21 protein-coding genes are annotated in these 24,374 nt (G+C 38.8%); 8 read left to right on the top strand and 13 right to left on the bottom strand.

All coding sequences use genetic code 11. The annotated features are described in order from the left end of the window. Window positions 1-38 precede the first annotated feature (38 nt). Together ACM26V_RS14690 and ACM26V_RS14685 are read left to right on the top strand one after the other, a co-directional pair. Entirely contained in the window at window positions 39-365 is a 327-nt protein-coding gene (locus tag ACM26V_RS14690) for a carbohydrate-binding protein (RefSeq protein ID WP_416151887.1), read from the top strand. Window positions 366-540: 175 nt separating this feature from the next. Next, the gene (locus ACM26V_RS14685) at window positions 541-1,620 is read left to right on the top strand and encodes a LacI family DNA-binding transcriptional regulator (protein ID WP_416147471.1); all 1,080 of its coding nucleotides are present in this window, start codon (window positions 541-543) and stop codon (window positions 1,618-1,620) included. Between the two features lie 459 nt (window positions 1,621-2,079). Here ACM26V_RS14685 and ACM26V_RS14680 read toward each other — a convergent pair whose 3' ends face one another. The 4 genes from ACM26V_RS14680 to ACM26V_RS14665 all read right to left on the bottom strand — a co-directional run bounded on the left by ACM26V_RS14680 (window position 2,080) and on the right by ACM26V_RS14665 (window position 5,395). Then, window positions 2,080-2,937 (bottom strand): GNAT family N-acetyltransferase, encoded by an 858-nt coding sequence (locus tag ACM26V_RS14680; RefSeq protein ID WP_416147470.1) that lies wholly within the window; start codon window positions 2,935-2,937, stop codon window positions 2,080-2,082. Between the two features lie 1,298 nt (window positions 2,938-4,235). Beyond that, complete coding sequence (locus ACM26V_RS14675; protein WP_416147469.1) at window positions 4,236-4,619, bottom strand: DUF302 domain-containing protein; 384 nt, start codon at window positions 4,617-4,619, stop codon at window positions 4,236-4,238. 61 nt (window positions 4,620-4,680) lie between these two features. Further along, complete coding sequence (locus ACM26V_RS14670; protein ID WP_416147468.1) at window positions 4,681-5,007, bottom strand: rhodanese-like domain-containing protein; 327 nt, start codon at window positions 5,005-5,007, stop codon at window positions 4,681-4,683. A 28-nt stretch (window positions 5,008-5,035) separates the two neighbouring features. Further along, entirely contained in the window at window positions 5,036-5,395 is a 360-nt protein-coding gene (locus ACM26V_RS14665) for a rhodanese-like domain-containing protein (RefSeq protein ID WP_416147467.1), read from the bottom strand. 456 nt (window positions 5,396-5,851) lie between these two features. Between ACM26V_RS14665 and ACM26V_RS14660 the strand changes: the two genes are divergently transcribed. Further along, window positions 5,852-6,283 (top strand): hypothetical protein, encoded by a 432-nt coding sequence (locus ACM26V_RS14660; protein WP_416147466.1) that lies wholly within the window; start codon window positions 5,852-5,854, stop codon window positions 6,281-6,283. A 146-nt stretch (window positions 6,284-6,429) separates the two neighbouring features. On the opposite strand, the gene ACM26V_RS14655 is transcribed toward ACM26V_RS14660, so the two are convergent. Beyond that, window positions 6,430-8,436, bottom strand: a complete 2,007-nt coding sequence (locus ACM26V_RS14655) for a LuxR C-terminal-related transcriptional regulator (protein WP_416147465.1) — start codon at window positions 8,434-8,436, stop codon at window positions 6,430-6,432. Between the two features lie 541 nt (window positions 8,437-8,977). Then, the gene (locus ACM26V_RS14650; protein ID WP_416147464.1) at window positions 8,978-9,571 is read right to left on the bottom strand and encodes a hypothetical protein; all 594 of its coding nucleotides are present in this window, start codon (window positions 9,569-9,571) and stop codon (window positions 8,978-8,980) included. A gap of 246 nt (window positions 9,572-9,817) precedes the next feature. Here ACM26V_RS14650 and ACM26V_RS14645 point away from each other — a divergent pair, with 246 nt between their 5' ends. Together ACM26V_RS14645 and ACM26V_RS14640 are read left to right on the top strand one after the other, a co-directional pair. Then, the gene (locus ACM26V_RS14645) at window positions 9,818-11,290 is read left to right on the top strand and encodes a type II secretion system protein (RefSeq protein WP_416147463.1); all 1,473 of its coding nucleotides are present in this window, start codon (window positions 9,818-9,820) and stop codon (window positions 11,288-11,290) included. A gap of 55 nt (window positions 11,291-11,345) precedes the next feature. After that, window positions 11,346-12,239: a hypothetical protein gene (locus ACM26V_RS14640; protein WP_416147462.1), complete on the top strand. Its 894-nt coding sequence runs from the start codon at window positions 11,346-11,348 to the stop codon at window positions 12,237-12,239. Window positions 12,240-12,449: 210 nt separating this feature from the next. Here the strand turns inward: ACM26V_RS14640 and ACM26V_RS14635 are convergent, their stop codons facing one another. The 6 genes from ACM26V_RS14635 to ACM26V_RS14610 all read right to left on the bottom strand — a co-directional run bounded on the left by ACM26V_RS14635 (window position 12,450) and on the right by ACM26V_RS14610 (window position 19,433). Continuing rightward, window positions 12,450-13,769, bottom strand: coding sequence for a hypothetical protein (locus tag ACM26V_RS14635; protein ID WP_416147461.1), 1,320 nt, complete (start codon window positions 13,767-13,769; stop codon window positions 12,450-12,452). Next, window positions 13,759-14,835 (bottom strand): DUF58 domain-containing protein, encoded by a 1,077-nt coding sequence (locus ACM26V_RS14630; protein ID WP_416147460.1) that lies wholly within the window; start codon window positions 14,833-14,835, stop codon window positions 13,759-13,761. The genes ACM26V_RS14635 and ACM26V_RS14630 overlap by 11 nt, the downstream gene beginning before the upstream one ends. Before the next feature lie 75 nt (window positions 14,836-14,910). Further along, window positions 14,911-15,879 carry an AAA family ATPase gene (locus tag ACM26V_RS14625; protein WP_416147459.1) on the bottom strand — a complete coding sequence of 323 codons (969 nt, stop codon included), beginning with the start codon at window positions 15,877-15,879 and terminating at the stop codon, window positions 14,911-14,913. 355 nt (window positions 15,880-16,234) lie between these two features. After that, entirely contained in the window at window positions 16,235-17,029 is a 795-nt protein-coding gene (locus ACM26V_RS14620) for an ABC transporter ATP-binding protein (protein ID WP_416147458.1), read from the bottom strand. Next, window positions 17,016-18,029: an ABC transporter permease gene (locus ACM26V_RS14615; RefSeq protein ID WP_416147457.1), complete on the bottom strand. Its 1,014-nt coding sequence runs from the start codon at window positions 18,027-18,029 to the stop codon at window positions 17,016-17,018. The genes ACM26V_RS14620 and ACM26V_RS14615 overlap by 14 nt, the downstream gene beginning before the upstream one ends. Window positions 18,030-18,323: 294 nt before the next feature. Next, on the bottom strand, window positions 18,324-19,433 hold the full coding sequence (locus ACM26V_RS14610; RefSeq protein WP_416147456.1) for an ABC transporter substrate-binding protein: 1,110 nt from the start codon (window positions 19,431-19,433) through the stop codon (window positions 18,324-18,326). 403 nt (window positions 19,434-19,836) lie between these two features. Between ACM26V_RS14610 and ACM26V_RS14605 the strand changes: the two genes are divergently transcribed. Continuing rightward, window positions 19,837-20,979 (top strand): ATP-binding protein, encoded by a 1,143-nt coding sequence (locus ACM26V_RS14605; RefSeq protein WP_416147454.1) that lies wholly within the window; start codon window positions 19,837-19,839, stop codon window positions 20,977-20,979. 388 nt (window positions 20,980-21,367) lie between these two features. Next, window positions 21,368-21,994: a transposase gene (locus tag ACM26V_RS14600; protein WP_416147453.1), complete on the top strand. Its 627-nt coding sequence runs from the start codon at window positions 21,368-21,370 to the stop codon at window positions 21,992-21,994. A 215-nt stretch (window positions 21,995-22,209) separates the two neighbouring features. Here the strand turns inward: ACM26V_RS14600 and ACM26V_RS14595 are convergent, their stop codons facing one another. Further along, window positions 22,210-22,521: a hypothetical protein gene (locus ACM26V_RS14595; protein ID WP_416147452.1), complete on the bottom strand. Its 312-nt coding sequence runs from the start codon at window positions 22,519-22,521 to the stop codon at window positions 22,210-22,212. Between the two features lie 431 nt (window positions 22,522-22,952). Here ACM26V_RS14595 and ACM26V_RS14590 point away from each other — a divergent pair, with 431 nt between their 5' ends. Beyond that, window positions 22,953-24,341 carry an MATE family efflux transporter gene (locus ACM26V_RS14590; RefSeq protein WP_416147451.1) on the top strand — a complete coding sequence of 463 codons (1,389 nt, stop codon included), beginning with the start codon at window positions 22,953-22,955 and terminating at the stop codon, window positions 24,339-24,341. Window positions 24,342-24,374 lie beyond the last annotated feature (33 nt).

Below are 24,374 nucleotides of genomic sequence, written 5' to 3'. Positions count from 1 at the left end.
CTGACTTCCAATTACAAGCTTGTGATTATACGAGTGGAATGGGGATAACATCTTGGAATTGTGGCGTAGGAAATTTTTATTCTGGTAATTGGATTAAATTTGATAATGTTGATTTATCTACAGGGTATAATGCATTTGCTGTTAATTATGCGTCGCCAGAAAGCGGTAGTTTTGATATTAGATTAGGTAGTCCTAATGGGAATATAATTGGGTCTGTAAACTATGGCGCAACTGGTGATTGGTCAAACTATCAGTGGAGCGGCACCCCTTCATTAGATGTAACTGCAAGGGGAACTCAGGATATATTCATCGTTTCTACGAGTGGGTCAGCTAATTTAAGAGAATTTTGGTTTAAAAATGAATAATCTAATGGAACAAAAATAGTATTTAAATAACAAAGAGTGGAGGTTGTCAAAAAGGTTAATGTGACCTAACGACAGCCTCTTTTATAAGAAAATAGATAAAGCTAATTTTGGAATACATAACCAATGCTATTTTCTGATATAATAGGACAAATATCAGTGATTAGGTGGAATTTTTATGCGTAGTGAGGACTTAGCTAAACTTCTGGGCTTGTCTAGAAGTACAATTTCAAGAGTTATTAATAATTATCCAGATATACCAAAAGCCACAAGAGAAAAAGTTTGGAAAGCGATCGAAGAAAACAATTACGCTCCCAATGCTTCAGCACGAAAGTTAGCTGGGGTAAAAAATAAAATGATAGCGATCATTTTATTAGATGTAAAAGATAATGATGAACCTCACCATTTAAAAACAACGGATGATACTTTAATACATGATAATCCGTTTTTTTCTCCAATTGTTAACGCAGTAAGTGACCAAGCGAATAAAATGGATTATTATGTCCTTGTCTCTATTTCATATTCAAAAGAAGATTTAAAGAAAGTTAACAGCATTTTTCATCAAAAGCTAATTGATGGAGCTATTTTTGTAGGAACGCAAGAAGCAGAGAATGAGCTTATATTTAATCTCATTGAACAAAAACATTTGATTGCTATGATTGATACGAGTGAAGTTTATAACAGAAATCACAATGCGATATATATTAACCCGGATAACTATGAGGGGAGTGTTAAAGCGGTATCGTATTTATTGGAACTTGGACATACTTCTATTGGTATTATTACTGGGAACTTAAATAAGTTGTCTGCAAAAGAAAGGCTAGTAGGCTTCGAAACAACGCTAATGCAACATGGAATAGAGATATCAAAGGATGATATTTACTATGGTGACTTTACAGAGAATAGTGGATACGAAGGTATAAAATATTTTCTTAGAAGGTCTAATCCGCCGACGGCTATTTTTGTAAGTAATGATACGATGGTAATAGGTGCATATAAAGCAGTAAGTGAATTAGGGTTGCGTATTCCAGAAGATATATCAATCATTGGATTTGATAACTCATTTTTTTCATCATATTTAAATCCACCCCTAACAACAATTGAAATCTCATTTTTCGATGTAGCTAAAAGAGCAACAACACTTCTAATTGAATCAATTGAGCAAGAAGAGCAACGAGGGATTGTGGAAAAGGTAAATGCTACACTTATCAAAAGAGGGTCTTGTCAACCCATTTCAAGTGATGGCGAGACTAAATAGCATTCAGAGCTGCCGATTTAGGCAGCTCTTTCTACTGGTTAAAAAGTCTCACTGTAGCTTATAATTATGTATTCTCTATTTAAAATATCTACTTTAATTAATGTGCAAAACAGTGCTTATTTTTATTGGGAAGAATAGTCATGTCATCCTCCTGCAAAGCAAAGCCTGAAGAGTATTGATGTCTTCTCCGCGGAATACGTGTTTGCACAGGGCTTATCCATCACTCTATCAGATTACTAAATAATTATAAATCAAATCTTAATATCGATTTCCACTGGTTCTGGACGGTTCTTTCGCTTCATAATTAAGGAGGCAAAAAAAGTTTAAACTAGTCTACCCGAGAGTTGTTACAATAATATCATCTGGTAAAAAATAAATACTTAAGACTGAAAAACAAAGACTTTTTCAGCCTATCTCAAAACGTCATCTCACTTCCAAATATGCTCTCACCTTTCGACTTTACTTCTTATCTTCGCCATGTAGGATCCATTGAGATAGGAGGGAGAATGGGTGATCTGCTGGAAGAGTTTGCAGTGCGTCGTTCGTTAAGTCAATCCAAATCCGCGTTTCTTCGCCCATTTCCTCGGTTAATTGGCGGTAGGAATGGGAGATCGTTTCCCACAACCCTTCTTGCGAGGAGATGTCATTCCATGGGTAGACGGTATGCAAATAATCAGTTCCTTTACTATCATGTTTTGTAATCACGAAACGTGTTTTTTCGTCGTTTTCAAAGAAAGACCATTTCCTTAGATGTTCTTCTGGAAACAACGGTTCCGAAGCGGGGAAAGGATAGTAACATTCATATGGGAAAACCTTCGAATCATTTAAAAAAGCTTTCTGAAGCCATTCTTTCTTTCGTTCAAGCGAATGTACTGGTTGCCATAAATTCGCTCCAAAGTCTAATGAGGACAAGTCTTGTGTTGTCGCTGTATGTAGCGTGATGTACGGAGTTAACCCTATTTTTTCGAGAATGTGTCGTGTCGGTTTGTTGTGTTCCTCGGTATTTGCACCGACCCATTCAACGCCGCTTACTTGAAATGCTTCGTCTCTGACATACGCCATTATTTCACTTGCATACGATTTCCCTCTAAAACTACGAGCGGTTCTTAATCTCCCAAGCATCGCATAACGTTCTGCAACGATAGTAAATCCAGCAACTGCTGCCAACTGGTTATCAATAAATAAACCGTACAACTGGTTATTATCGGTTGTCAGGTAGTTAAAAATCACCTTAATATAATCATCTTCTAAACTAGTATCCATCGCCTCGTAAAGCGGAAAGTCGTCACTGGTTAATACACGAATCGTTTTCTTCATATTAGTACCTCACTTAGTTAGTATCATCATTAATGTGATAATACCACGAATGCACATGTCGGTAAACGAGGAAGCAGAGGGACGGTTCTCCTGCTTCCTCCGTCCATCGTCGATCTGTATTCGCAGCAGCTAGGCGGCGAAAATCCGCATAGTCGGTAGCTTTAAACGATCATCCTGATGCTCATCATCAAGGGCGGGGTGATCTCATCTAATTAAGTGTAGAAAATTGAATTTATGCTGTCTTTCATGCCCTGCGAGTAGGAAAAAAATACTTCGTCTAAATATCTCTATAAACTTAGTTATATTTAAATGAATTTCTCTAGAAAATAAGGTCTATTAGGTATATTTTATAATATGATTTAGTGCAATAATTTACTATAACTATTTAGGAGGTGCATAGTTATGAATGACTTTTTTAATTTTAACAAAATGATCACCCCAACGGGTATTTAAATCTTGTTTTAGGTATGCGTAGTGTTTTCTGTTATTTCTGGTCTATTAATTATGTTTGACGGGGCAATTTCTGTCATTTTAGGGTTATTAGGTCTTGTTATAGGACCGATTATATCTTGCGTATATTGTGAGATATTAATTGTTTTTTTTAAAAAGTAAGAGTCCTTTTATTCTCTTGACAAACGAGTTAATGATTTTCTAATAAGATTAATAGTTTCGATTCAGTAGAACAAAAGTGAGAAGTACGCGGCTACTTTGAAAATAATCTGGGATGAAAGTCTAAATATTTTGCTGCAAGTCTAATAAGCTAACGAACCATTTACAGTGGTTCGTTAGCTTATTATTCGTACATTAGTTATTTGCGAGATGGGCATAACTTTTTTACTGGACCCTTTGAACTTTTTCTAAAGTATTGCTTACTGTGCCGATCCTTTAAAAGTTGAATCCCAAATATTTCCAAAGGTGTCCAAATACGCTTCAAATTATAATAGGGCATATCTACTTTCCCTCCTGCTAGATTTTTTAAAAAATAGTATGAATGGCTAGAATTTTATTTGACAGACACTCAATTCTTTAAATAGAACACAACATTATTTTATAACGAATTCAAACAGAATGAAAACCTAATATGAAAGCGTTTTTGACTATATAACGAACAAAATCAATCTTTATATCGAATTTACTCGCTGTGGCTTACTGGTACTATCTTTTTTAGAAAAATCAGCAAGTAGAAAATAGAAAGCGGACAACAGATCGGAGAAAAGGGAGTAAAAAGTCGAAACAGGAAGCAAAAGAACCGTCCCCCTGCTTCCATAGAAACGTGGGGACGGTTCTTCATTAATCAATTAAATGCTTTTATCGATACAGCCGATTAATCGTTTCTCAATATCGACCGCGAGCTCCTTTAAACCTTCATCTTCAACCATGCTAATAAGTTCGGAAGGTTTAGGCATGCCGATTTTTGTCGTCCCGTGATCATCATAGACGACAATTTTACATGGGAGAAAATATCCGACGAGGTTGTTTTGTGACAGCACTCTTTCTGCTTCGTGTGGATTGCAAACCTCTAAAATACGATAATCTTGTTGGAAATCTAATCCTTTTTCTTGCAGTTTATCTTTTACATTGAATGACCAAAGAACTCCAAACTTCTCAGCAGATAAACTTTCCTCTAAAGAACTGATTGCTTCGTCGATTGACTTGTTCGTTTCCACCGTATAATGAAACATGAGACATTCTCCTTTTTTTGTGAAAAATAGTTTTTATTTTTTTGAGCGAAAAACGAACCAATTAGTTGCTCGTGTGTTGAATTGTACTTTCTTGTTCAACAGCGGCTTCCCATGCCATCATACCACCAGTCATATTAGTCACTTCAAAGCCATGACTTTGCAATAATTGCGTAGCCAAACCACTTCTAGCGCCGGATCGACAAACGATAATATAGTCTGTTGCTCTATTTAACTCATGCATGCGAAACTCGAGTAGGTTTAAAGGAATATTAATTGCACCTGGGATTTTTCCAGTAGTTAACTCAACTGGTTCGCGGACATCAATAATGGTCAATTTCTGATTATCTTTTAATTGTTCTTCCACTTGATTTGCGTCTATCTGTTTCATTGTGTTCATCCCTTTCGATTTTTATTATTTATGTCCAAGCGTTCATGCCACCTTTGACATTTGTAATGTGCTTGTACCCTTGTTTTTTCAATACCTTACAAGCTTTACTGCTTCTCATGCCACTTCGACAAATAACAACGACTTCTGAATCTTTTTTTAAAAGATCTGCTTTTTGTGGCAGATGTTGTAGCGGAATATTTTCAAAACCTCGAATGTTACTGCTTTTGAATTCAGCGGGTGTCCTGACATCAATAAACTGTTTCCTTTTATCTTTCAGCTGATTCTTTAATTCTGAAGTAGAAATTTGCTGAACACCTTTTGTTGGTAAAAACTTCATTATCACTAAAAATAATGCGAACGCGAAAATAATATAATTTAAATATTCCATCCTTATCCTCACTCCTCATGTCCACAATATACCCTGCAAGGTATATTGTCAAGGAGGAAGCGGGAGAACCGTCCCCGCACTTCTGGCGTCCTCTACAGGAGGCGTGTGTGGCACACGAAGGGAAGGGAAAAGCAAGTTAGCGTGCAGTACAGGAGTAGTGCGGCGCATGAAGGGAAGCAAAGACAAATTTGCATGCCATACAGGAGAGGGGGGGCGAAACATGAAGGGCACAGTAAAACCCCACCCTCCAATAACCAAATACATTGCTGCTAGAAACTAACGGTAGCTATCCCATCCGCGCCACCTTCAAAAAGGAAGCAGAAGAACCGTCCCCGCGCTTCTTTGCGCGTCCTCTATATATATAACGTATACGAAAGTATACTATATAATCATATCCTTCCTATGCTAAAGTTAACTTATTATAATATTTTGATAATTGAAGGAAGGGGTTATATTATGTCAGAAGAAATGAGTGCTACATTGAAATCCGGAGCGAAAGATGTGGAAGATAATAAATTAATGGCGGTACTTGCTTACTTAGGAATTCTTGTTCTGATTCCATTACTTGCAGCAAAAGAATCGCGCTTTGCCCAATATCATGCAAACCAAGGACTTGTCCTAATTATTGTTGCAATAGCTTCTTTTACGGGACTCTTTATTATTTCTACCGTAGCAACGTTTGTACTCGGAAACATCCCAGTTTTAGGACCATTATTAGGAATATTACTTGGCACTCTCCTATATTTTGTAGCATGGGTCGGTTTAATGGTGTTGATGATTATGGGCATCGTAAATGCTTCGAAGGGTAAAGAGAAGCCTTTACCGATAATCGGAAAATACAAAATTTTGAAGATAGCTGAGCCAAAAGCAGAAGAATCAACAACTTGAAAATAATGTAAATAACAAAAGTGAAAGAAGAACTCTTTTCAAGTGAAAGGAGTTCTTCTTCATAAGAATAATGGCATTCTCCATTGACGCTAGCGATACTAATAAATCTTAGCACCTTTATTCATCCACTAACCAACATCCAATGTTTAAATATTCTCCATTACTTTTTTCACTAATTGCGCACGATTTTTAACACCTGCTTTTTTAAAAATTCTTGAAATATGTTTTTTTACAGTGATTTCAGCGACGTACAATTGCTTTCCAATCTCAGTATTCGTGTTGCCTTCGATAATTAATTTTAATATCTCACCTTCACGGACTGTAAGATTTAAGTAGTCAGAAATCATTTTGTATTGGTTCGTCTGAGAAAGATCTTTAGAAAGATGGCTCATGTATTCAATTAATCGAGCCCCAGATAAATCGAGTTCATATGTTGGCGATGGACTTGTTTCTCCATAATCATAGTGGAGTGCTCTTGGGATTTCTATAAACCCGAAACTCTTTACCAACTCTTGAAAAAAAGGTAGTGGTGAGGAAACAATAATTTTTGCTCCAGTTAAGAGGAGCGGCAGCAAGTCATACATAAGGGCGATACGTGCATCTGTATCGCTAGGATCGACAAAGTCTAAGAATCGAATGAAGTATGCTCCTGCATCTTCCTTTGGACATTGTAATTTCTTCCATTCACCATCAGTTAACTGGTTAAAATAAGCTCGAGATACAGGTTGTTTACTTAAATGATCGATTGTCCCTTTATGAACAGGAACAACAACAGATATCGCATGAAGGTTACCTGAATAATCACGAAGTAACTTGGTTGAATCGAGCCCCATAAGCTGAATATAATCAGGGCCAATCAGCTTTAATTCTTTTAAATTGTGTTCAGACGATGCAAAAAAATGAAATGTTTGGTTTGATACACGGTTATAAAATGCCGTTTTGCTGACACCAACATCATGTTTTATTTTTTCAAAAAAGCAAATAACATCAGGGAAGTTATAGTCATCAACTAGTTCTATATAAAAACGATTCTTATCTATCGTTTTAGAATGAAAGAAAACAGATTGAATCAAATCGTCACCGATATGATAGAAAAACATTGCAATATCATCAAGATTTCGTGTTTGAATCAGCCGTTTTTGATAGTACCCAACTACTTTTCCTTTAAAGTACGCAAATTTTTCTGGAGACCGTTGCAACAAATCAACTTTAATTGAATCTTGAATAAGTTCGTGAAAATTCCAATTATTCTGATTCTTTTGAACGAAAGAAAGGCTTGTTAATTCTATGAAATTTTCATATGATATCTCACGTTCTAACACAACCGACAGAGAATGCTGATTAAACTGTTTAAACATCGCAGCTGCTTCGATCAAATTAAGAATGTCATCATTGCTTACTTCGGAGAGCCAGCGCTTCGTCAGTTCTAGTAAAACATGTTGAATTTCAGTGGATCGAAAGTCAGCTGAATCCTCCTGCTCTTGGAATGACAAACAAGCTAGAGCTAATGCAAGGGGATGGCCTTCGGTAAAATCATGCAACGTTTTGATCATACTTTCATCTTCAATATTTCTTTGATTAAGAAACAAAGTTATTTCTTTTTTTGTGAAAAAATTAAGTGGATTATGCTGCACTTGAGCACGCCATATAGGAGATTCTACCCATTCACCACTTAACCGGTGGCGACCAGTAATAATTATTTTTATAGAAGGGTCTGTGTGAATTAAAAAAAACTGTCTAATCCATCGATCTAAATCGGCCATGTTTTCATACGTATCTATCGCTATAATCACGCGGGAAGATTGAAGCAATTGAGCCAGCTTTATTTTTAAGTCAAAGATGGTCGGATTAGTTTCTGTCATAGGTTGTGTATAGGATCCAAGCGAAAGGTTAACATGTGCGATAAAGTCATGGGGAGTATGGTTAAAGTCAGAACTATCCATTCGAATAAAAATATCTCCGTCATTTAGTGAAAGTTGTTCTAATACGTTGAGAAGGTAGGTCTTCCCTATACCAGCTTGCCCATAGATGTTCATTACTCTTAATTGGTCAATGGCTAAGAAATTCCGAAATCCAGTTAGCTCACTCTCCCTACCAATTAAATAGTCCGAAAACGTGTGTAACTCATTGAAGTCAGTTTGAATTTCCCCCATAATAACCCCCTTCTGTACTTTTGGAAGCAGAGACGGTTCTCTTGCTTCCTTATTAGCAAAGAAATGAATTCAGCAAATACATATTTGCGTGACGTCTCGTAAAGACGCCAACAAGCGAACTAAAACAGGAAAATAAATGCAAATAAATTATTTGCTTCATGAACAGCTAACTAAGTCATAAATCAGTATTAAATAATATGAGAGTGATGAGAAAAAAGCTACATATACTATTGTGATAATTGGTGCAAACAGTATATGCCTATGTAGTCTGAGCTTAAATGAAAGGAAAGAATATCGAATTCAAGGGTGCTCCCGAATAATTGCAGAATGATAAGATTCCAAAAAAATTTTTATAGCAATGTAAGTAGCGGGGTCATGTTGTCTTAGGCTAAATGTTTGTAAAAATATGATGATAGCAAACGTTAACAATATGAATATACAATTATATCAATTTCCTGTCAAATAGCACCAAATAACCCATGAGGCCCAAATTGGCTTCATGGGTTTAAATAAAATTACTTTTTCAGCTTTGAAACATCAATTATCGCGCTTTTGCGACAGTTAATATTACGACGTTCTCCTCATCTTCTGCATAGTTTGTAATTGCAAGAGAAATAGCATCTCGGGTATCTTCCATTGTTCCTTGAACAGTATAGTTCGTATCAGACTCAAATTCTCTAACATCATCATAACCGTAACTGTGAGCATAATCTTTGTACATCTCATATACTTTTGTTGCCTCTTCTGCATATATAAACTGAACGGTGTACATTACTTCATTGTCATCAGAAACTCGTTGTGATCCGATGATTTGACTGCTATCTGGAAATGGAATATCGCTTGGGAATTCTTCGTGTAATTCTGATGATGCACCGGCGCCAAAAGAAAATGATTCTTCACCATCATCGCCTGTACCAGAAATTTCAATCGAACCGTCTTCGTCTGTTTCAAAACCTATGGTTTGTTTTGACCCATCTTCGTCTGTGACTGTCACGACATCTTCCGTATCACCACTAAACAGTCCAAAAAGATTGATTTCTACTTCCTCGTCATCGTCACCCGAAATTGTAAAACTTCCGCACCCTGTTACTATCAAAGCACCACATACAATAAATAAAGGCATGAACCACTTCATTATAATCCTCCTCAGTTGTCTAATAGCTTCTTTACATTGTATTAAAAACACTCTAGGTGCGTAAGTATACGGAAGTATACCTTTCTGAATTGAAACATGGCGGCAGTTAGGGGAGGGGTTCTAAACAACCAAGAAACTACTAGTTAAGTGCTGGAGTGTTCTGAATTGAGCGGAAAGTAAGGATAGCGTCCTATGAGCTTATAGATGTTATAATGAATGTAATTCAATGAAATGGAGGGGAAGGGCATGCGAAGTATCCGAATGATCAAAAATCAATCTGGTATGACATTAATAGAGTTGCTTGTTTCCATCTCCATTTCTACTGTAGTTTTTGGCGTATTGATTGCAATCTTATTATCGACATTTAACCAAAGCCAGCTATCTCAATCTCATATAAATGTAAGGCAAGAGGGAAATATATTAGTCAGTCAGTTGCAGCAGATTCATAGAGAGAAAGACTATGTGGTTTGTTATGAGGATGGCTCTTTGTTTATGGGAGAGGATGAAAATTCATTAAGCGAAGTTGAAGGGCGAATAAAGTTAAACGAGGATGATGTTCGACTAAAGGGAATGGAAGAGGACAACGGTGACCATGTCATTTTAAAAAATGATGATGCAAGTCTGCTTGCGGGAGAAGGAGCATCTTGTGATAACAACAGTCTGTCGGTAGATCATGAAAAACCTCTGTATGTGTCCATGACGCTGATTGATGAAGCGGATAGAGAATATGAGGTTAATACGGTGGTTGATAGACTTACCGCTTTTACAGCAGAGGATCTACCTGTGGGTTCAGACCCAGACCCAGACCCAGACCCAGACCCAGACCCAGACCCAGACCCAGACCCAGACCCAGACCCAGACCCAGACCCAGACCCAGACCCAGACCCAGACCCAGACCCAGACCCAGACCCAGACCCAGACCCAGACCCAGACCCAGACCCAGACCCAGACCCAGACCCAGACCCAGACCCAGACCCAGACCCAGACCCAGACCCAGACCCAGACCCAGACCCAGACCCAGACCCAAGTGAGGGAGGATATCTCGAATTTATTATTGATCAACAGCTATTTATCGACGGTGCCGCGTTAATTTTTTCTGGAAGTTCGATTAATGGAGAAGGAGCATCGATACGAATCAATGGTGCTCTTAATTCTAATGAATTGCAAGGTGGCTCTAATATTAATGTATCTAATATATATATTGATGGACCGCTCAACTTCAACAGTTCTATAGGTAGGCTTGGTTCTCAGAATACTCCTGAAAAAATTTACGTCAATGGTAATTATGAGTTTCATGCTGGCGGAACGCAAGTATATGGGAATGTTTATATCAACGGTAATGCTAATATTAGTCAAGGCACCCATCATGGTGACATGTATATAACGGGTAATGCGAACTTATCGAATGGTGAATTTTGGGAAGATCTGATTATAGGTGGAAATCTAGATTTAGTTAACGCCACAATACATGGGGCTGTATATGTAGACGGTGATGTAGATATAGCATATACACCAACTTTAAGAGAAAATGCGCGGGTCTATTATACAGGTGAATTAACTCATCCAGTGAATATGAATGAGAATATAACATCGAAATTTATCTCTCAGGACGAGGTCCCTGACGTCCCGACGTTCACAATTCCAGCCAATCATGTTCCATCTTTACGAAACGCCCAATGGTTTGCTCGTCCCACCTATCTTCGCAAGTGTTCTCAGTAGTGCGAACCAAGCGGAGCAAACGGAAGAGAGCAGGCAAATTGAGCATATGACGGAAATGGGAAAGCTGTATGCGCGCAATACAATTCTGGCAAAAATCGATGGGATTGCTGAATATCTAAATGATGAGAGCATTGATAATCCGGTGCGAAGTGATATTATTATTTTTTTAAAAAATGAGCTAAACGGTTTCACTATCGAGAATATTATATATGAAGAAGACTACAGTGGCGAAGTAGAAGTTGTCGAATTTAAAGTACATGAGGGCGAGAATAATGACGAAATTAATATTGATTATGAGGTGGTTGCTTCATATCCAAGATTGGATAAACAAACCGGACAAGAGCAAGAAACTTTCACGATAAGAGCTGATTCGGTGGGAGGGTCTGGGAATGGTGGATCTGGGAACGACGATGTAAACTGGGATGACCGGTTTGATGACAATAAATTCGAGCAAAGGGATGGCAGTAATGGAGTGATAAACTATAACGAGGACGCGATAATCGATGGAAATGTGCGTTTCTTGGACAGGTTACGTATCGGTGCTAATCGTCAAGTTACAGCAACTGGTAACATTGCGCTAGAAAGCGGTACTAGATTCCCTAATAGCGGAGAGCTTGTCGTTGAGGGAAGTTTTTTTGCAGAGGGTTCGCAAATTGACCTAAATCAAAGTTCGAGAATACTAGTCAAAAAGAATGCATACCTTATTGATGTAGAAATGGATTATGTTTCAGGACAGAGGAATTCTCATTTATGCGTAGAGGGTGATCTTTATCTGTCTTATTCAGGGGGAAGCACTCCGCCTGCGTATGAAACAGTTCCTACTTGTGAAGTGGATGAGATTGATGATATAGGATTATATGTTGTTGGCGACGTTTTTGACTATGATCCTTCTAGTCGGAATGATGGTGGATCCGGATCGACTAGTTGGGTGCCAGTAGGGACTAGATAGTCGGTACTGCTATTAAATCAGGTCGGGATGCCATTTTCGCGGGATCGCTTCTACCAAGGAGTAAGTTCAGTACTAGAAGTCAAGAAAAGTTGTCACAAAACAAAGAAGACCTCTCATCAGTCGAGAGGTCTTCTTTTGCAAACTGAAATGTTCTTCAACGTTTACTTTATCAGTGACAAGGAAGCAAGAGAACCGTCCCTGCGCTTCCTGCTACTGGCGGAAAACTCGGTTAAATTCTCCTTCGGTTATGTCGCCCGTGTGATCTCCATAGCGGACTTTAGCGTAAACATCCGCTAACTCTGTTTCAGATAGATCGGTTAGGTTGCGATCTTCTGCTACTAATTCTCGTAGCGTTTCAGAAGGAGTAGCATTTTTGCGGAATTCGTACCCGTTTTTAATTTCCGTACGCAATGAATGACGGTATAAGAAACGAATTTTTTCATTTCGCGTCGTGTAATCGTCCATAGTAGGTGCTTTTGTGAAAGGTGCACTTACCCAATCTTTTACTTTGTCCTTGTTTTTCTTCCTCCAATCAGCCCAGTCGCGCAGGCTGATCTTTTCATCCACGTAAGGAGGTTCTTCTTCCTTCTCACTTTCTCCGCCGAACTTAGTGATTGTTCCTGCGAGCCATCCCCATAAACGACTAATTTGTTTCCGGAAAATCTTAAAAACAAGCAGAATTAATACAATGACTCCGACACCGGCAATGACTCCGACCGTATACATCAAAATCGTTTCAAAGATTTGGAGAAAACGAGAAGGTTCACTAGGTTCATCAGTAAGTGGACCTAAATCTGGAGGCGCCATGTCCATATCTGGAGAAGCAGGCGGTGGTTCATCAGAAGATGAGACACTAATTAATGAGCCGATAAAAGCAAAAACTCTCGAAAAGAATGCTTCCACGTACTGGGCGCTCGTAATTAAAAAAGCAAGCCCAATGATGATAGCCACTGCTAATTGATTTCGTACGCGTACAATCTTTTCAATATAAGGCTTTCTTGTTTTTGAAAGGGTGGCCCCTCGTAAATATTCTTGGTTTGCATAAAAAAGAGTGAACAAAATGATTGCAACGCCGGACCATGTGATTAATGTTTGGAAAGGGATGAGATTTTCCATTTCTCGATAGAAAAAGAAAGCGAAAAAATAGCCGATAATCCCACCTAATAAATAAAACTCATTAAACGGGTCACCAACAGGCTCTTTCCCATACCGAACCCCCCGTACAAGCATGATCAAGACAAGGATTCCCGTGAAAACAAGAGGAATCATGCTACTTGTCAAAACAAATGCCACACCAATACTAACGAAAACAGCTAAAATATAATAAAACCATCTATTTTTATTCGGTTTCCATTCATACAGTAAAAGACCAACGATAAACGTAAAAAGAATTACACTTAACCAAGTATAAAAATCTCCTTCTCCGATGAGCTGGGTCCATAAGAAGACAACAATTGGTAGCGCAACAAGCGCTTCTAGCATTCCCAAAAACCATTTGTATAGAAGAGTCAGAAATGGTTTACGCTCCATTAGAATGACCTCCTTCCTGCGTTGCTTCTTTGCTTTCGTGTACTGATTTGGCATCGTTAGTTAACCAAAGATAGTCGACAGTATTCCCTTTTCGTTGCAGGAGACGAATGTTTTTTTCAATATTCGCACTAGAAAACGCACTAATAAATAGATAATCGGTTTTCCGTCGATTTTGATTGACATCTTCTTTTAAAAATTTATGAAAAGGCATACTTCTGTCGATTTTTAGCTTCGCCATCGTTTTTAAAATTGAATATAAATGTGACTTGCCAGTTCGCGGTTCGAGCCGAACGGAATCTTTCAGACCACGTATCTTTTCTCCCGGAACATATAAATACCCATTGCAACCAAAACCAGTTGGAATTCCTTTCGACGTCGTATAATAAGCAATAGATGCTGCATAAGAAATCGCTTTTTCGACAAGTGCTTCGTCTGAAATCGACAGGCGAATATCTTCGTTTTGGTCAAAATTGACATAGATCATTAAGCGATAATCTGCCGTGAAATCCTTTTTATTTACTTGCATCGTTTGTGCTCGCGCCGATGCTTTCCAATTGACGGAGCGAAGCGAATCACCTGGCTGATACTCGCGCACTCCCGCATTAATAAACGGATCCTCAGCAATCCAACGTCTCACGAAATAGTCACCTTGCAATTGGTGAGAAGGAATTGGAAGATCCTTTATTGGACGAATTTCTGGATAAACAAGCAGCGAACTAACAGCTTCCACGTGTCGATATTTTTTCACGAGGCCAATTAAATCCCCACTTGTTAACTGCGCTTCTTTGAAATAAAAGTATCCGCGCCGCAAACAAGTTACTTCATGTGTACGAATAATCTTTTGGTAAGGCGTTAAGCTAAATAAACTGCTTAGGAATTGTTCACTTTCGACGCCAAGATTTTTTTGTTTTTCAAAAATTAAGCTAGGAGCCATCCTTGAAGCTAATCGAACCCATGGTACTGGAAGGATTTTATCGTTTTCAATAATTTCTTTCATCTCAACTTTATCGCCTGCAAAGACAGCGGGTTTGCTAAAATAACGCCGGTAACGAATGTTCTTAAGCACCAACCTAGAGAAGATAACTCCTTGCAGAAACACGAGGGTAACGATTGTGAAAATGAAAATATTCAGGGACATCGATTATTCGACACCTTTCAATAATTCTTCCTCGGAAGGAACTGCAATTTTCTCAATAATGCTATCGAGGAGTTCATGTTCATAACCAACCTTTAATTTTGTCATTTCATCAATGACGAGACGGTGGGCTAAGACCGGCTTGGCCATTGCTTTAATATCATCGGGGAGAACATAACTTCGTCCTTGTAGAATGGCATAGACTTGTACCGCTTTAAGCAGGGCCTGACTTCCACGGGGACTAACTCCCAATTCAATTTCGTCATGATTTCGTGTTGCTTCAACAATTTGAATGATATAATCCAACAAATCGTCTGACACATGCACATTAGAGTATAGCTTTTGCGCAGCAACAACTTCATCTTGGCTAGCTACAGGTTCGATCTTTCCAATTGGACTCCCTTGTTTAAATCTTTTTAGAATGGAAATCCCTTCTTCTTTCGACGGGTAACCCATTTCAATCTTCATTAAAAAACGGTCAAGTTGCGCTTCTGGCAATGGGAAAGTTCCTTGACTTTCGACAGGGTTCTGCGTGGCAATAACCATAAACGGTTTACCTAATGTATGTGTTTCACCATCAATGCTCACTTGTTTCTCTTCCATCGCTTCGAGCAAACTCGACTGTGTACGCGGTGTCGCTCGATTAATTTCATCTGCTAGGAGAATATTTGTAAAAATCGGACCTTCGCGAAACTCAAATTCCCCATTTTTTTGATTAAAAAAGTGGATCCCAGTTACGTCAGAAGGCAACAGGTCCGGTGTGAATTGTAACCGCTTAAATTTTCCTGAAATAGACTGGGAAAGCGAGTTAGCGAGTAACGTCTTCCCCATACCTGGAACATCATCCAATAGTACGTGACTTGAAGAAAGCAAAGCAATCACTAATTGGTCAATCACTTCTTCTTTTCCAATAATGACCGTTTGTACATTCTGTTTAATTCTTGTTGCCAAAGATTGAATGTCTGCGATTTCCATTGTAAAAAAACTCCTTCTCAAAGCTTAATATTTATCTTGAATATTAATTAAAACGCTATCATTCAATTCTAACAGTAAAAATACACATCTGTCATTGTCGAAAATCGTCGAAAAAAGAAGCGCAGGGACGGTTCTCCTGCTTCCAAACACACTAGCAATAGGGTAGGGAAGGTTGTTAGCTTTTGTCGAAATTAGGAAAATATAAAGTTTGTGAAATACTATGTAAAAACGAGCATATTCTCGAAAAATAAAACCCAGCAACTAGTTAAAAGCCTGCTGGGTTTGTTCTATTTGTCAACGACGACGACGGAGACGGTGAGGAAGCAAGAGAACCGTCCCCATGCTTCCGACCGCATTATCCTAAAACGGCTTTGTCGTTGGCCATCTTTTCGCCGCGGATCCGTTGAAATTCTTGTAACAGTTTTTCGATCGTTAAATCTTGCTTTTCTTCGCCTGTGACGTCTAAAATGACTTGCCCTTTATCCATCATAATTAGGCGGTTGCCAAGATCGAGAGCTTGCTGCATGTTGTGCGTGACCATCAGTGTCGTAAGGTTGAATTTCTTGACAATATCAGCAGTTAGATTTGTGATCAATTCCGCTCTGGCAGGATCTAGTGCCGCTGTATGCTCATCAAGTAACAATAATTTTGGTTGTGTAAATGTCGCCATCAATAACGAAAGGGCTTGACGTTCTCCACCTGACAACAGGCCTACTTTTGCTGAGAGACGGTCTTCGAGATTAAGGTTTAACGTCTCTAAAAACTCGCGAAACACGTCTTTTCGTTTTTTAGTCACACCGATTTTTATCGTCCGTTTCTTGTTGCGTGCATAAGCGATTGCCAAGTTTTCTTCAATCGTCATCGATGGGGCAGTGCCTGCCATCGGATCTTGAAACACTCGCCCGAGCATTTGTGACCGCTTATATTCAGGCTGATAGGTCACATTTTTATCGTCAATAATGACATCGCCAACGTCCGGAAGTAAACTACCGGATACAACATTCATCATCGTTGATTTCCCAGCACCATTACTACCAATAATCGTCAAAAATTCACCAGGTTCTAAGGAAAGGTTGATGTTTTCCAATGCATTTTTTTCATCGGGCGTGCCTTCATTAAAAGTGAGGTTAATATTGTTAAGGTCTAGCATTGTGATCGCCTCCTCCATTACTAGCGGCTTGTAACTTCGACAGCGCTGCCCGTTTTCTAAATCGTCTGCGCTTTTCTTTTTGTGCATCAATAATCTTTGGTGTGACGAGTGCAGCAATAACTATGATTGCAGTAATTAATTTCATATCGCTCGTATCTAAAAAATCTACGCGAAGGGCTAATGTCACAACGATTCGGTAAACAATCGCGCCGCCAATGACAGCAAGTGTGACCCTGGCAATCGTTTTTGTTCCAAAAAGGGCTTCTCCGATAATAACTGAAGCAAGACCAATGACGATCATGCCAATCCCCATACCAACATCAGCAAATCCGCCAAGTTGCGCGACTAGTGCGCCTGAAAAAGCAACTAGCGCATTCGACAATCCAAGACCATAGATGTAGAGCGAGTCCGTGTTTGCTGAAAAACTCCGGATCATTTTTTTGTTATCACCGGTCGCCCGGAGCGCTAATCCAACTTCCGTTTTCAAAAAATAATCAGTCAAAAATTTCACAACTAAGACAATCAAAAATCCAATAAAGAGGATACCCCATGTTCGAGGTAAGTTGCTGATCCCCATCGATGAGAGAAGTCCGTTCATAAAACTATCTACACCTATCGATTCGGAAAACGACCGTACTTCCGTAAATAGGGTCGTTTCATTTAAAAGAGGGACGTTCGACCTTCCCATAATTCGGAGGTTAATCGAATACAGCGCAATCATCATTAAGATTCCTGAGAGTAATGGATTCACTTTCCCTTTCGTATGCAAAAGCCCCGTCATACATCCCGCAGCAAAGCCCGCAAGAATAGCTCCCATCGTTGCAACGAGTGGCGGATAACCAGATACGACCATGATAGCTGCAACGCCAGCACCTGTGACAAAACTTCCATCAACGGTTAAGTCAGGAAAGTCTAGCACACGAAACGAAAGGTAAACACCGAGCGCCATTAACGAGTAGAGAACACCTGATTCAACTGCTCCAAAAGTTGAAATAAACATAAAATATCCTGCCTTTCCACAACAATTAATTTCTTCATATGTAAGAGAGGCACGTGCAGAAATGTCTGCACGTGCACAGATTTTTCAAAAATAGGTATATCTTGCGTGCATGCTATCTAACTTCTAATAGGAAAAATCTAGCTTTTATTACGAATTTACGATCTTTTTTAGGAAAAATCCTGGTGGGCTAATATTATACATTAAGAATGTTTAACTTCGCTAAAGGATTAAAGTGTAAGATAAACTAAGGCTTTCGCCATGAAGGACTTGGCGATAAGTCAAGTTTTTCTAATATTATTCAAATAGTTCTGCTAAATCGTCCCAATCGTCGTGCCATTCAATAGCTTGAGCTTCTGCCGCATCTTGGTTGATAAATAATTGCATGTCAGCCGGATATTCTGAAGGGATCTCCGCTGTTGTTTTATCGCCACTAAGTATTTCGGCTGCCATTTCACCTGTACGGTATCCGATTGAATGGTAATCAATTCCGAATGTCGCAAATCCGCCTCTTTCAAGAGAGTCAGGCTCCCCAACAATAAGTGGAATGTCGTATTCGTTTGCAGTAGATACAACAGTTTCTAGCGCTGATACAACCGTGTTATCTGTAATAATGAAAAGGACGTCAGCTTCTCCGATTAGTGACTCTGCAGCTTGTTGTACTTCAGCAGACGTTGAGACACTTCTTTCAGCAGTATCAAGATTCGTTCCTTCAATCGCAGCATTGACAGCATCAATCTGTGCGAGAGAATTTTGTTCGCCAGAGTTATAAATCAAGCCAACTGTTGAGTCAGCAAAGTAATCTTCAATGAATCCAATTGTTTTTTCAATTGAATCTGGATGAAGGTCCACAACGCCAGTAATGTTGTCTCCAGGTTGGTCAAGTGACTCAACCAATCCAGCACCTACAGCGTCAGTTACTGATGTAAAGATAATTGGAATATCATCAGTCGATTGCAATGCGCCTTGTGCGCTTGGCGTTGAGTTTGCAAAAATCAAGTCGACTTCATCAGCGACAAAGTTCGTTGCAATCGGTCCTGTATTGTTTGGATCACCTTGAGCACTTTGGAAGTCAAACGTAACTTGTTCTCCTTCAACATAGCCATTGTCAGCTAAACCCGCCTTAAATCCTTCAAAAGCAGCGTCTAAAGATGGATGCTCAACGATCTGAGTCGCACCAATATGAACCATTTCTTCTTCAGCATTGTTCGCAGCATCATCACCATTTGATGCATTGTTAGCATTATTTTCATCTTCCGCACCTGCGGTTTCCTCATTGACAGAATTGTTGTCATTACCGTCTCCATTTTCATTAGCGCCAGCGTTCTCATCTCCTGTACCACATCCCGCTAATAATAAAAAACTCATCATTGCGGTTGCAATACTTACTTGCCATGTTCTTTTCATTTTCATTTCCCCCTACAATCATTTATCTGAATAATTTGATGATTTCATTATATTATAATATACGAAAAGTTACATGTATACACTAAATTTGCATCACTTTAAAGCGATAGAGAAGGAAGCGGGAGAACCGTCCCTCCGCTTCCTAGGAAGCGTGGGGACGGTTCTCCCGCTTCCTTCGTTACCATGTAGAGATTAATTTTTATGATATAATTATTATTAAGTTAATTTGACTAAACGTTCACGATAATTTAATCGATATTTTCTGAATCTAACTGGAGAAAAGAAAGGATGGTTACTTTTGATTGAAACGTTACTAATTAATTTTTTGTTTTTACTTTTCCCAGTAGTCATATATCTAATATTCTTTGAAAATATGTCTTTCACTATAAAGAATAAAATTTTTATGATTTTATTTGCATCGGCATCGATGATGTTATGTATGACATTTCCGATTGAACTAGATGTTGGATATATTTTTGACTTGCGATATATCCCGTTCATTATTGCTTCCCTTTACGGAGGGTATGTCATTGCTTTTCCCCTTTACCTAGTATTGAATATTTATCGGTTTCTTCTTGGCGGGGATGGCATACTGTTCTCCTTTTATTTTTCATCCATTCTATTCATGGTCATCCCTTTATGGAGTAAAAAGTTTATTCAGCAGAGATCTAAACAAAGAATTCGAACGGTAGGAATTATCTCGATTATTACAATGATCATTTTCCTTATTATTCTAAGTTTCCTTTATACAAACATAGGGGTGGAATATTTCAATATCGCTATGAATGTTTTAACTACGTATGTTATTGGTGGCATTGTGATCCTTGTATTGATAGAGAAAATTATTGTTAATGAAAAAAAACGGCAAAAATATATACAATCTGATAGATTAAATGTTTTAAGTGAATTATCAGCTAGTGTTTCACATGAAATTAGAAACCCACTAACTGTCACAAGCGGATTTCTTCAACTTCTAAAAACATCGCAGAATTTAGATAATAAGGAACAATCATATATAGACCTCTCATTACAGGAATTGAATCGCGCAGAAAAAATTGTGAGTGATTTTCTCTCGCTTGCGAAGCCACAAGCGGCAAATATGGTCTACTCTAATTTTAAAGACGAAATTGAGTATGTGAATAACATTATGATCGCTTATTCAAACATGCATCAAGTTAAGTTAGCATTCACTTTTAAAAATACATTATATAAGAGGTTCGATAAAAATCAAATGCAACAGTGTTTGATTAATTTATATAAAAATGGCATCGAAGCTATGAAAGAAACCGGTGGGACTCTTTCGATTGATATATTAGAAGAAAAGGGCAACATTAGCATCCAAGTGAAAGATACAGGGATAGGTATGACGAAAAGCGATGTTTTACGCCTGGGCGAACCATACTACTCTTCAAAAGAGGAAGGAACAGGTCTCGGTATGCTCATGGTGTACAGCACGATTGATAAATTGGGCGGAAAAATAGAGGTCAATAGCACAAGAGGAGTCGGTACGACATTCCGTATTTCCATTCCGACCGATGCTAAATAAACCAACAAAAAAATTTGACTGGAAGGGGATATGGAAGCAGGAGAACCGTCCCTGCGCTTCCTGGGAAATTAGGTGAAATAATTCACAATATAGTATATGATAGATCTAAGAAACCCTCTACAAAACACGGTCACTTTCTTTTTATGAAATCCGACCCTCCCATCCCGCCTAAGACATTATCCACTTTCATCAAACCTACATTTACCTTCAAAATCGAAACCTAATCTAATAAGTAGAGAAAGGAGTTGCTGTAGTTAGCTATATTGAAAATCAGTAATCGATGTGTACGTGTTTTCAGTTTAAGTGGACAGGTTTCTTTATTTTTCCAAAGAAAAGAGTTTCATAAAAAATAAGGGGAGTTGTGATAACGATGCCTCGAGTAGCTAGGGTGAAAAGTAGCTCTGGGATTTACCATATTATGTTGAGAGGAGTAAATCGGCGGCAGATTTTTCATGATGATGAAGATTGCATCAGGTTTCTCCAGACGGTCGGAAAATACAAACTGAAATCAGAGTTGGGCGTGTATGCGTGGTGTCTGATGGGCAATCATGTGCACCTGCTTTTAAGTGAGGGAAGGGAGGACCTTTCCGTTACGATGAAGCGGATTGGGGTGAGTTATGTTTGGTTCTATAATCAAAAGTACAGTTCGGTCGGGCATCTTTTTCAAGACAGGTTCCGGAGTGAAAGTGTTGAAACGGATGGATATTTGATGAGGGTTAGCCGCTACATTCATCAAAACCCAGTCAAGGCTGGCCTGGTTAAGTCAGCGGATGAGTGGCTTTGGAGTAGTTGTCAGGGCTATTACGGAAGACGTAGCTTTCCGGATGGATTGCTGGATGAAGCGATTCTTTTGCGGCGGCTAGCTGATGATCTTTCGGTTGCAAGAAGGGAATATAAAAAATTTAATGAGAGAGTAAATGATGATGAGTGTCCCTTCGATCGCGTGAATGACAGAATACGATTATCTGATGAAGAGGCGGCCGAAGCAATTAAGGAGGTAATTGGCCCACGCTAGATTGCGCACGTGAAAAATTTGCCGAGTCTGAAAAGGAAGGAAGTGTTGCGACATATAAAGGGGATTACTGGGGTATCACATCGCCAAGCAGCAAGAATACTAGGCATTTCAGCGAACCTAGTATTCAAAGCATAAAAAAAGGTGCGAAATCAACCCCACACCTTCTTCTTTGAAAAATCTAGTTTTACGTTCTTTCATATAGTACTAACTTACAACTAAATCGTAATTTCATTATCTTGTTTATGAGACCGGCGTCCGTCTAAAAGTAGTAAAATTGCCGTAATAATATGCAGAATCATTCCTAGGAAAGGGATCCATCCAAGACAAGAAGTAACAATCCCCAAGACACTTCCGTGAATTCTTTCTTTTTCTTTCATTGAAAAGATGAGAGTAACGATATGGAAAACGAGCATAAATAATAATGGGGTCCATCCCATGCTAATTATAACAAGGCCTCCGAGCACTGGGATGCCTAATAAAGCTTCTATCCCCCCGGAAATATACTTCAATAGCGTTGATATTTTCATCAATAAATACTCCTTCCAAAATTGTAAACTAAACTAATTATCCAAATTATAACACACCCAAAGGAGGAAGCGCAGGGACGGTTCTCCTGCTTCCGATCATTTCATAATTGACCTTTCCATACCAATAAATAATTAAGTAAATCAATGAACCTTTCACAATGAGGAAAACTACTTATAAATTCTTGATATAATTTATGAAGGTGAGACAAAAACCGAAATTAGAGATGAAGAGATGAGACCTTTTATTTGGATTATCGATGAGACATCAAATGCAAGGTATTTTTAAGTGATACCTGAAACTAATAAGAAAGCGCTGTTTTGGACTTTTTCTAATCCTTTTATTAAAAACATTGAGAATAACGTAAGAAGAAGAGAGTGGAAGCAGTAGAACCGTCCCTCTGCTTCTACTCTGCTTCCGGGGAGGTGTTAAGGTGAGTGAGAATAAGAAGAAGATTCGTAATCTGAGTTTATTTGCGCTAACGTGGCCTATTTTTATTGAAGCGCTTTTACATATGTTAATGGGAAATGCTGATACATTAATGTTAAGCCAATACTCCGATGATTCTGTTGCTGCAGTTGGCGTATCTAATGAAGTGATGCGTTTTATTGTTGTGATGTTTGGGTTTATTGCGACAGGAACCAGTGTCCTTATTGCGCAACAACTCGGAGCAGATAATGCGAAAAAAGCGAAAGAAGTTGCGGTTGTTGCCCTAGCTGCAAATTTAATTTCTGGACTCGTCTTAAGTCTCTTCCTTATTTTTGGTAGCTCGATGATCTTTAACCTGATGGGACTGGATGAAAGCCTGCTCGGTGAAGCGAGCTTGTATTTGGCGATTGTTGGTGGCTTTGCTTTTGTGCAAGCGCTGTTAATGACTTGTGGAGCGATTTTGCGCAGTCATCGTTTCACAAGGGATGTGATGTACGTAACGGTTGGCATGAACATCCTCAACATTATCGGAAATTACCTCGTTATTTTTGGACCATTTGGGCTACCAGTCTATGGTGTCACAGGGGTAGCTATTGTTACAGCAGGATGTCGATTTCTTGGGTTAATAGTTATATTTAGCGTTTTACTTAAGCGAATAAACGGTTCACTCCCCTTCGCTTATTTATTTCAAGGGATCCCTAGAATTGAACTCCGAAATCTTTTGAAAATAGGCATCCCAACAGCAGGGGAGCATTTTTCTTTTAATACGATGCAATTATTAATTACTTCATTTATTGCAACGATAGGCACGGAGGCTTTGACGACAAAAGTGTATACACAAAACTTGATGATGCTAGTGTTGTTGTGTGCGTTAGCGATTGGTCAAGGAACGCAAATTATCATTGGCTACCATGTCGGTGCAAAAAATTTAAATGCTGCATACAAACGCTGTATAAGTAGCTTGAAAATTGCGGTCTGTCTTTCTACAAGTGTAGCCATTATGTTTTACCTTCTTAGCAAACCATTACTCGGGATTTTTACGGATAATGTCGAGATTATTACAATGGGAAGCACTTTGTTGTTATTGGCGATTATAATTGAACCTGGCCGAACGTTTAATGTGATTTGCATCAACTCTCTACGCGCAGCCGGGGATGCTAAGTTCCCTGTCTATATTGGGATTTTTTCGATGTGGCTTATTTGCGTTCCAATTGCCTACCTCCTAGGGATTCATTTCGGGCTAGGGCTAATCGGCGTGTGGATCGCCTTTGCAGTAGATGAATGGTTTCGCGGCATTTTCATGCTCCGCCGCTGGAAACAAGGGAAATGGAGAGAAATGTCCTTTGTAACCGAAACAAAAGAGAAGCAGGGGGACGGTTCTCCTGCTTCCTAAAGGAACAGAAATTTTACAATGTGGAAGCAAGAG

The organism is Salipaludibacillus sp. HK11 (assembly GCF_047795645.1).
In the GTDB taxonomy this organism is placed as follows: domain Bacteria; phylum Bacillota; class Bacilli; order Bacillales; family Salisediminibacteriaceae; genus Salipaludibacillus.
Note: the sequence above shows the minus strand (reverse complement) of the source record. Positions and strands in the feature narration are given on the sequence as shown.

Coding starts and splice junctions, on each gene's coding strand:
- ACM26V_RS14645 (WP_416147463.1), top strand. CDS start 9,818: ATGCGAAGTATCCGAATGATCAAAAATCAATCTGGTATGACATTAATA.
- ACM26V_RS14620 (WP_416147458.1), bottom strand. CDS start 17,029: ATGCTAGACCTTAACAATATTAACCTCACTTTTAATGAAGGCACGCCC.
- ACM26V_RS14610 (WP_416147456.1), bottom strand. CDS start 19,433: ATGAAAAGAACATGGCAAGTAAGTATTGCAACCGCAATGATGAGTTTT.
- ACM26V_RS14625 (WP_416147459.1), bottom strand. CDS start 15,879: ATGGAAATCGCAGACATTCAATCTTTGGCAACAAGAATTAAACAGAAT.
- ACM26V_RS14685 (WP_416147471.1), top strand. CDS start 541: ATGCGTAGTGAGGACTTAGCTAAACTTCTGGGCTTGTCTAGAAGTACA.
- ACM26V_RS14605 (WP_416147454.1), top strand. CDS start 19,837: ATGATTTTATTTGCATCGGCATCGATGATGTTATGTATGACATTTCCG.
- ACM26V_RS14660 (WP_416147466.1), top strand. CDS start 5,852: ATGTCAGAAGAAATGAGTGCTACATTGAAATCCGGAGCGAAAGATGTG.
- ACM26V_RS14670 (WP_416147468.1), bottom strand. CDS start 5,007: ATGAAACAGATAGACGCAAATCAAGTGGAAGAACAATTAAAAGATAAT.
- ACM26V_RS14680 (WP_416147470.1), bottom strand. CDS start 2,937: ATGAAGAAAACGATTCGTGTATTAACCAGTGACGACTTTCCGCTTTAC.
- ACM26V_RS14675 (WP_416147469.1), bottom strand. CDS start 4,619: ATGTTTCATTATACGGTGGAAACGAACAAGTCAATCGACGAAGCAATC.
- ACM26V_RS14655 (WP_416147465.1), bottom strand. CDS start 8,436: ATGGGGGAAATTCAAACTGACTTCAATGAGTTACACACGTTTTCGGAC.
- ACM26V_RS14690 (WP_416151887.1), top strand. CDS start 39: ATGGGGATAACATCTTGGAATTGTGGCGTAGGAAATTTTTATTCTGGT.
- ACM26V_RS14595 (WP_416147452.1), bottom strand. CDS start 22,521: ATGAAAATATCAACGCTATTGAAGTATATTTCCGGGGGGATAGAAGCT.
- ACM26V_RS14615 (WP_416147457.1), bottom strand. CDS start 18,029: ATGTTTATTTCAACTTTTGGAGCAGTTGAATCAGGTGTTCTCTACTCG.
- ACM26V_RS14665 (WP_416147467.1), bottom strand. CDS start 5,395: ATGGAATATTTAAATTATATTATTTTCGCGTTCGCATTATTTTTAGTG.
- ACM26V_RS14650 (WP_416147464.1), bottom strand. CDS start 9,571: ATGAAGTGGTTCATGCCTTTATTTATTGTATGTGGTGCTTTGATAGTA.
- ACM26V_RS14640 (WP_416147462.1), top strand. CDS start 11,346: ATGGGAAAGCTGTATGCGCGCAATACAATTCTGGCAAAAATCGATGGG.
- ACM26V_RS14635 (WP_416147461.1), bottom strand. CDS start 13,769: ATGGAGCGTAAACCATTTCTGACTCTTCTATACAAATGGTTTTTGGGA.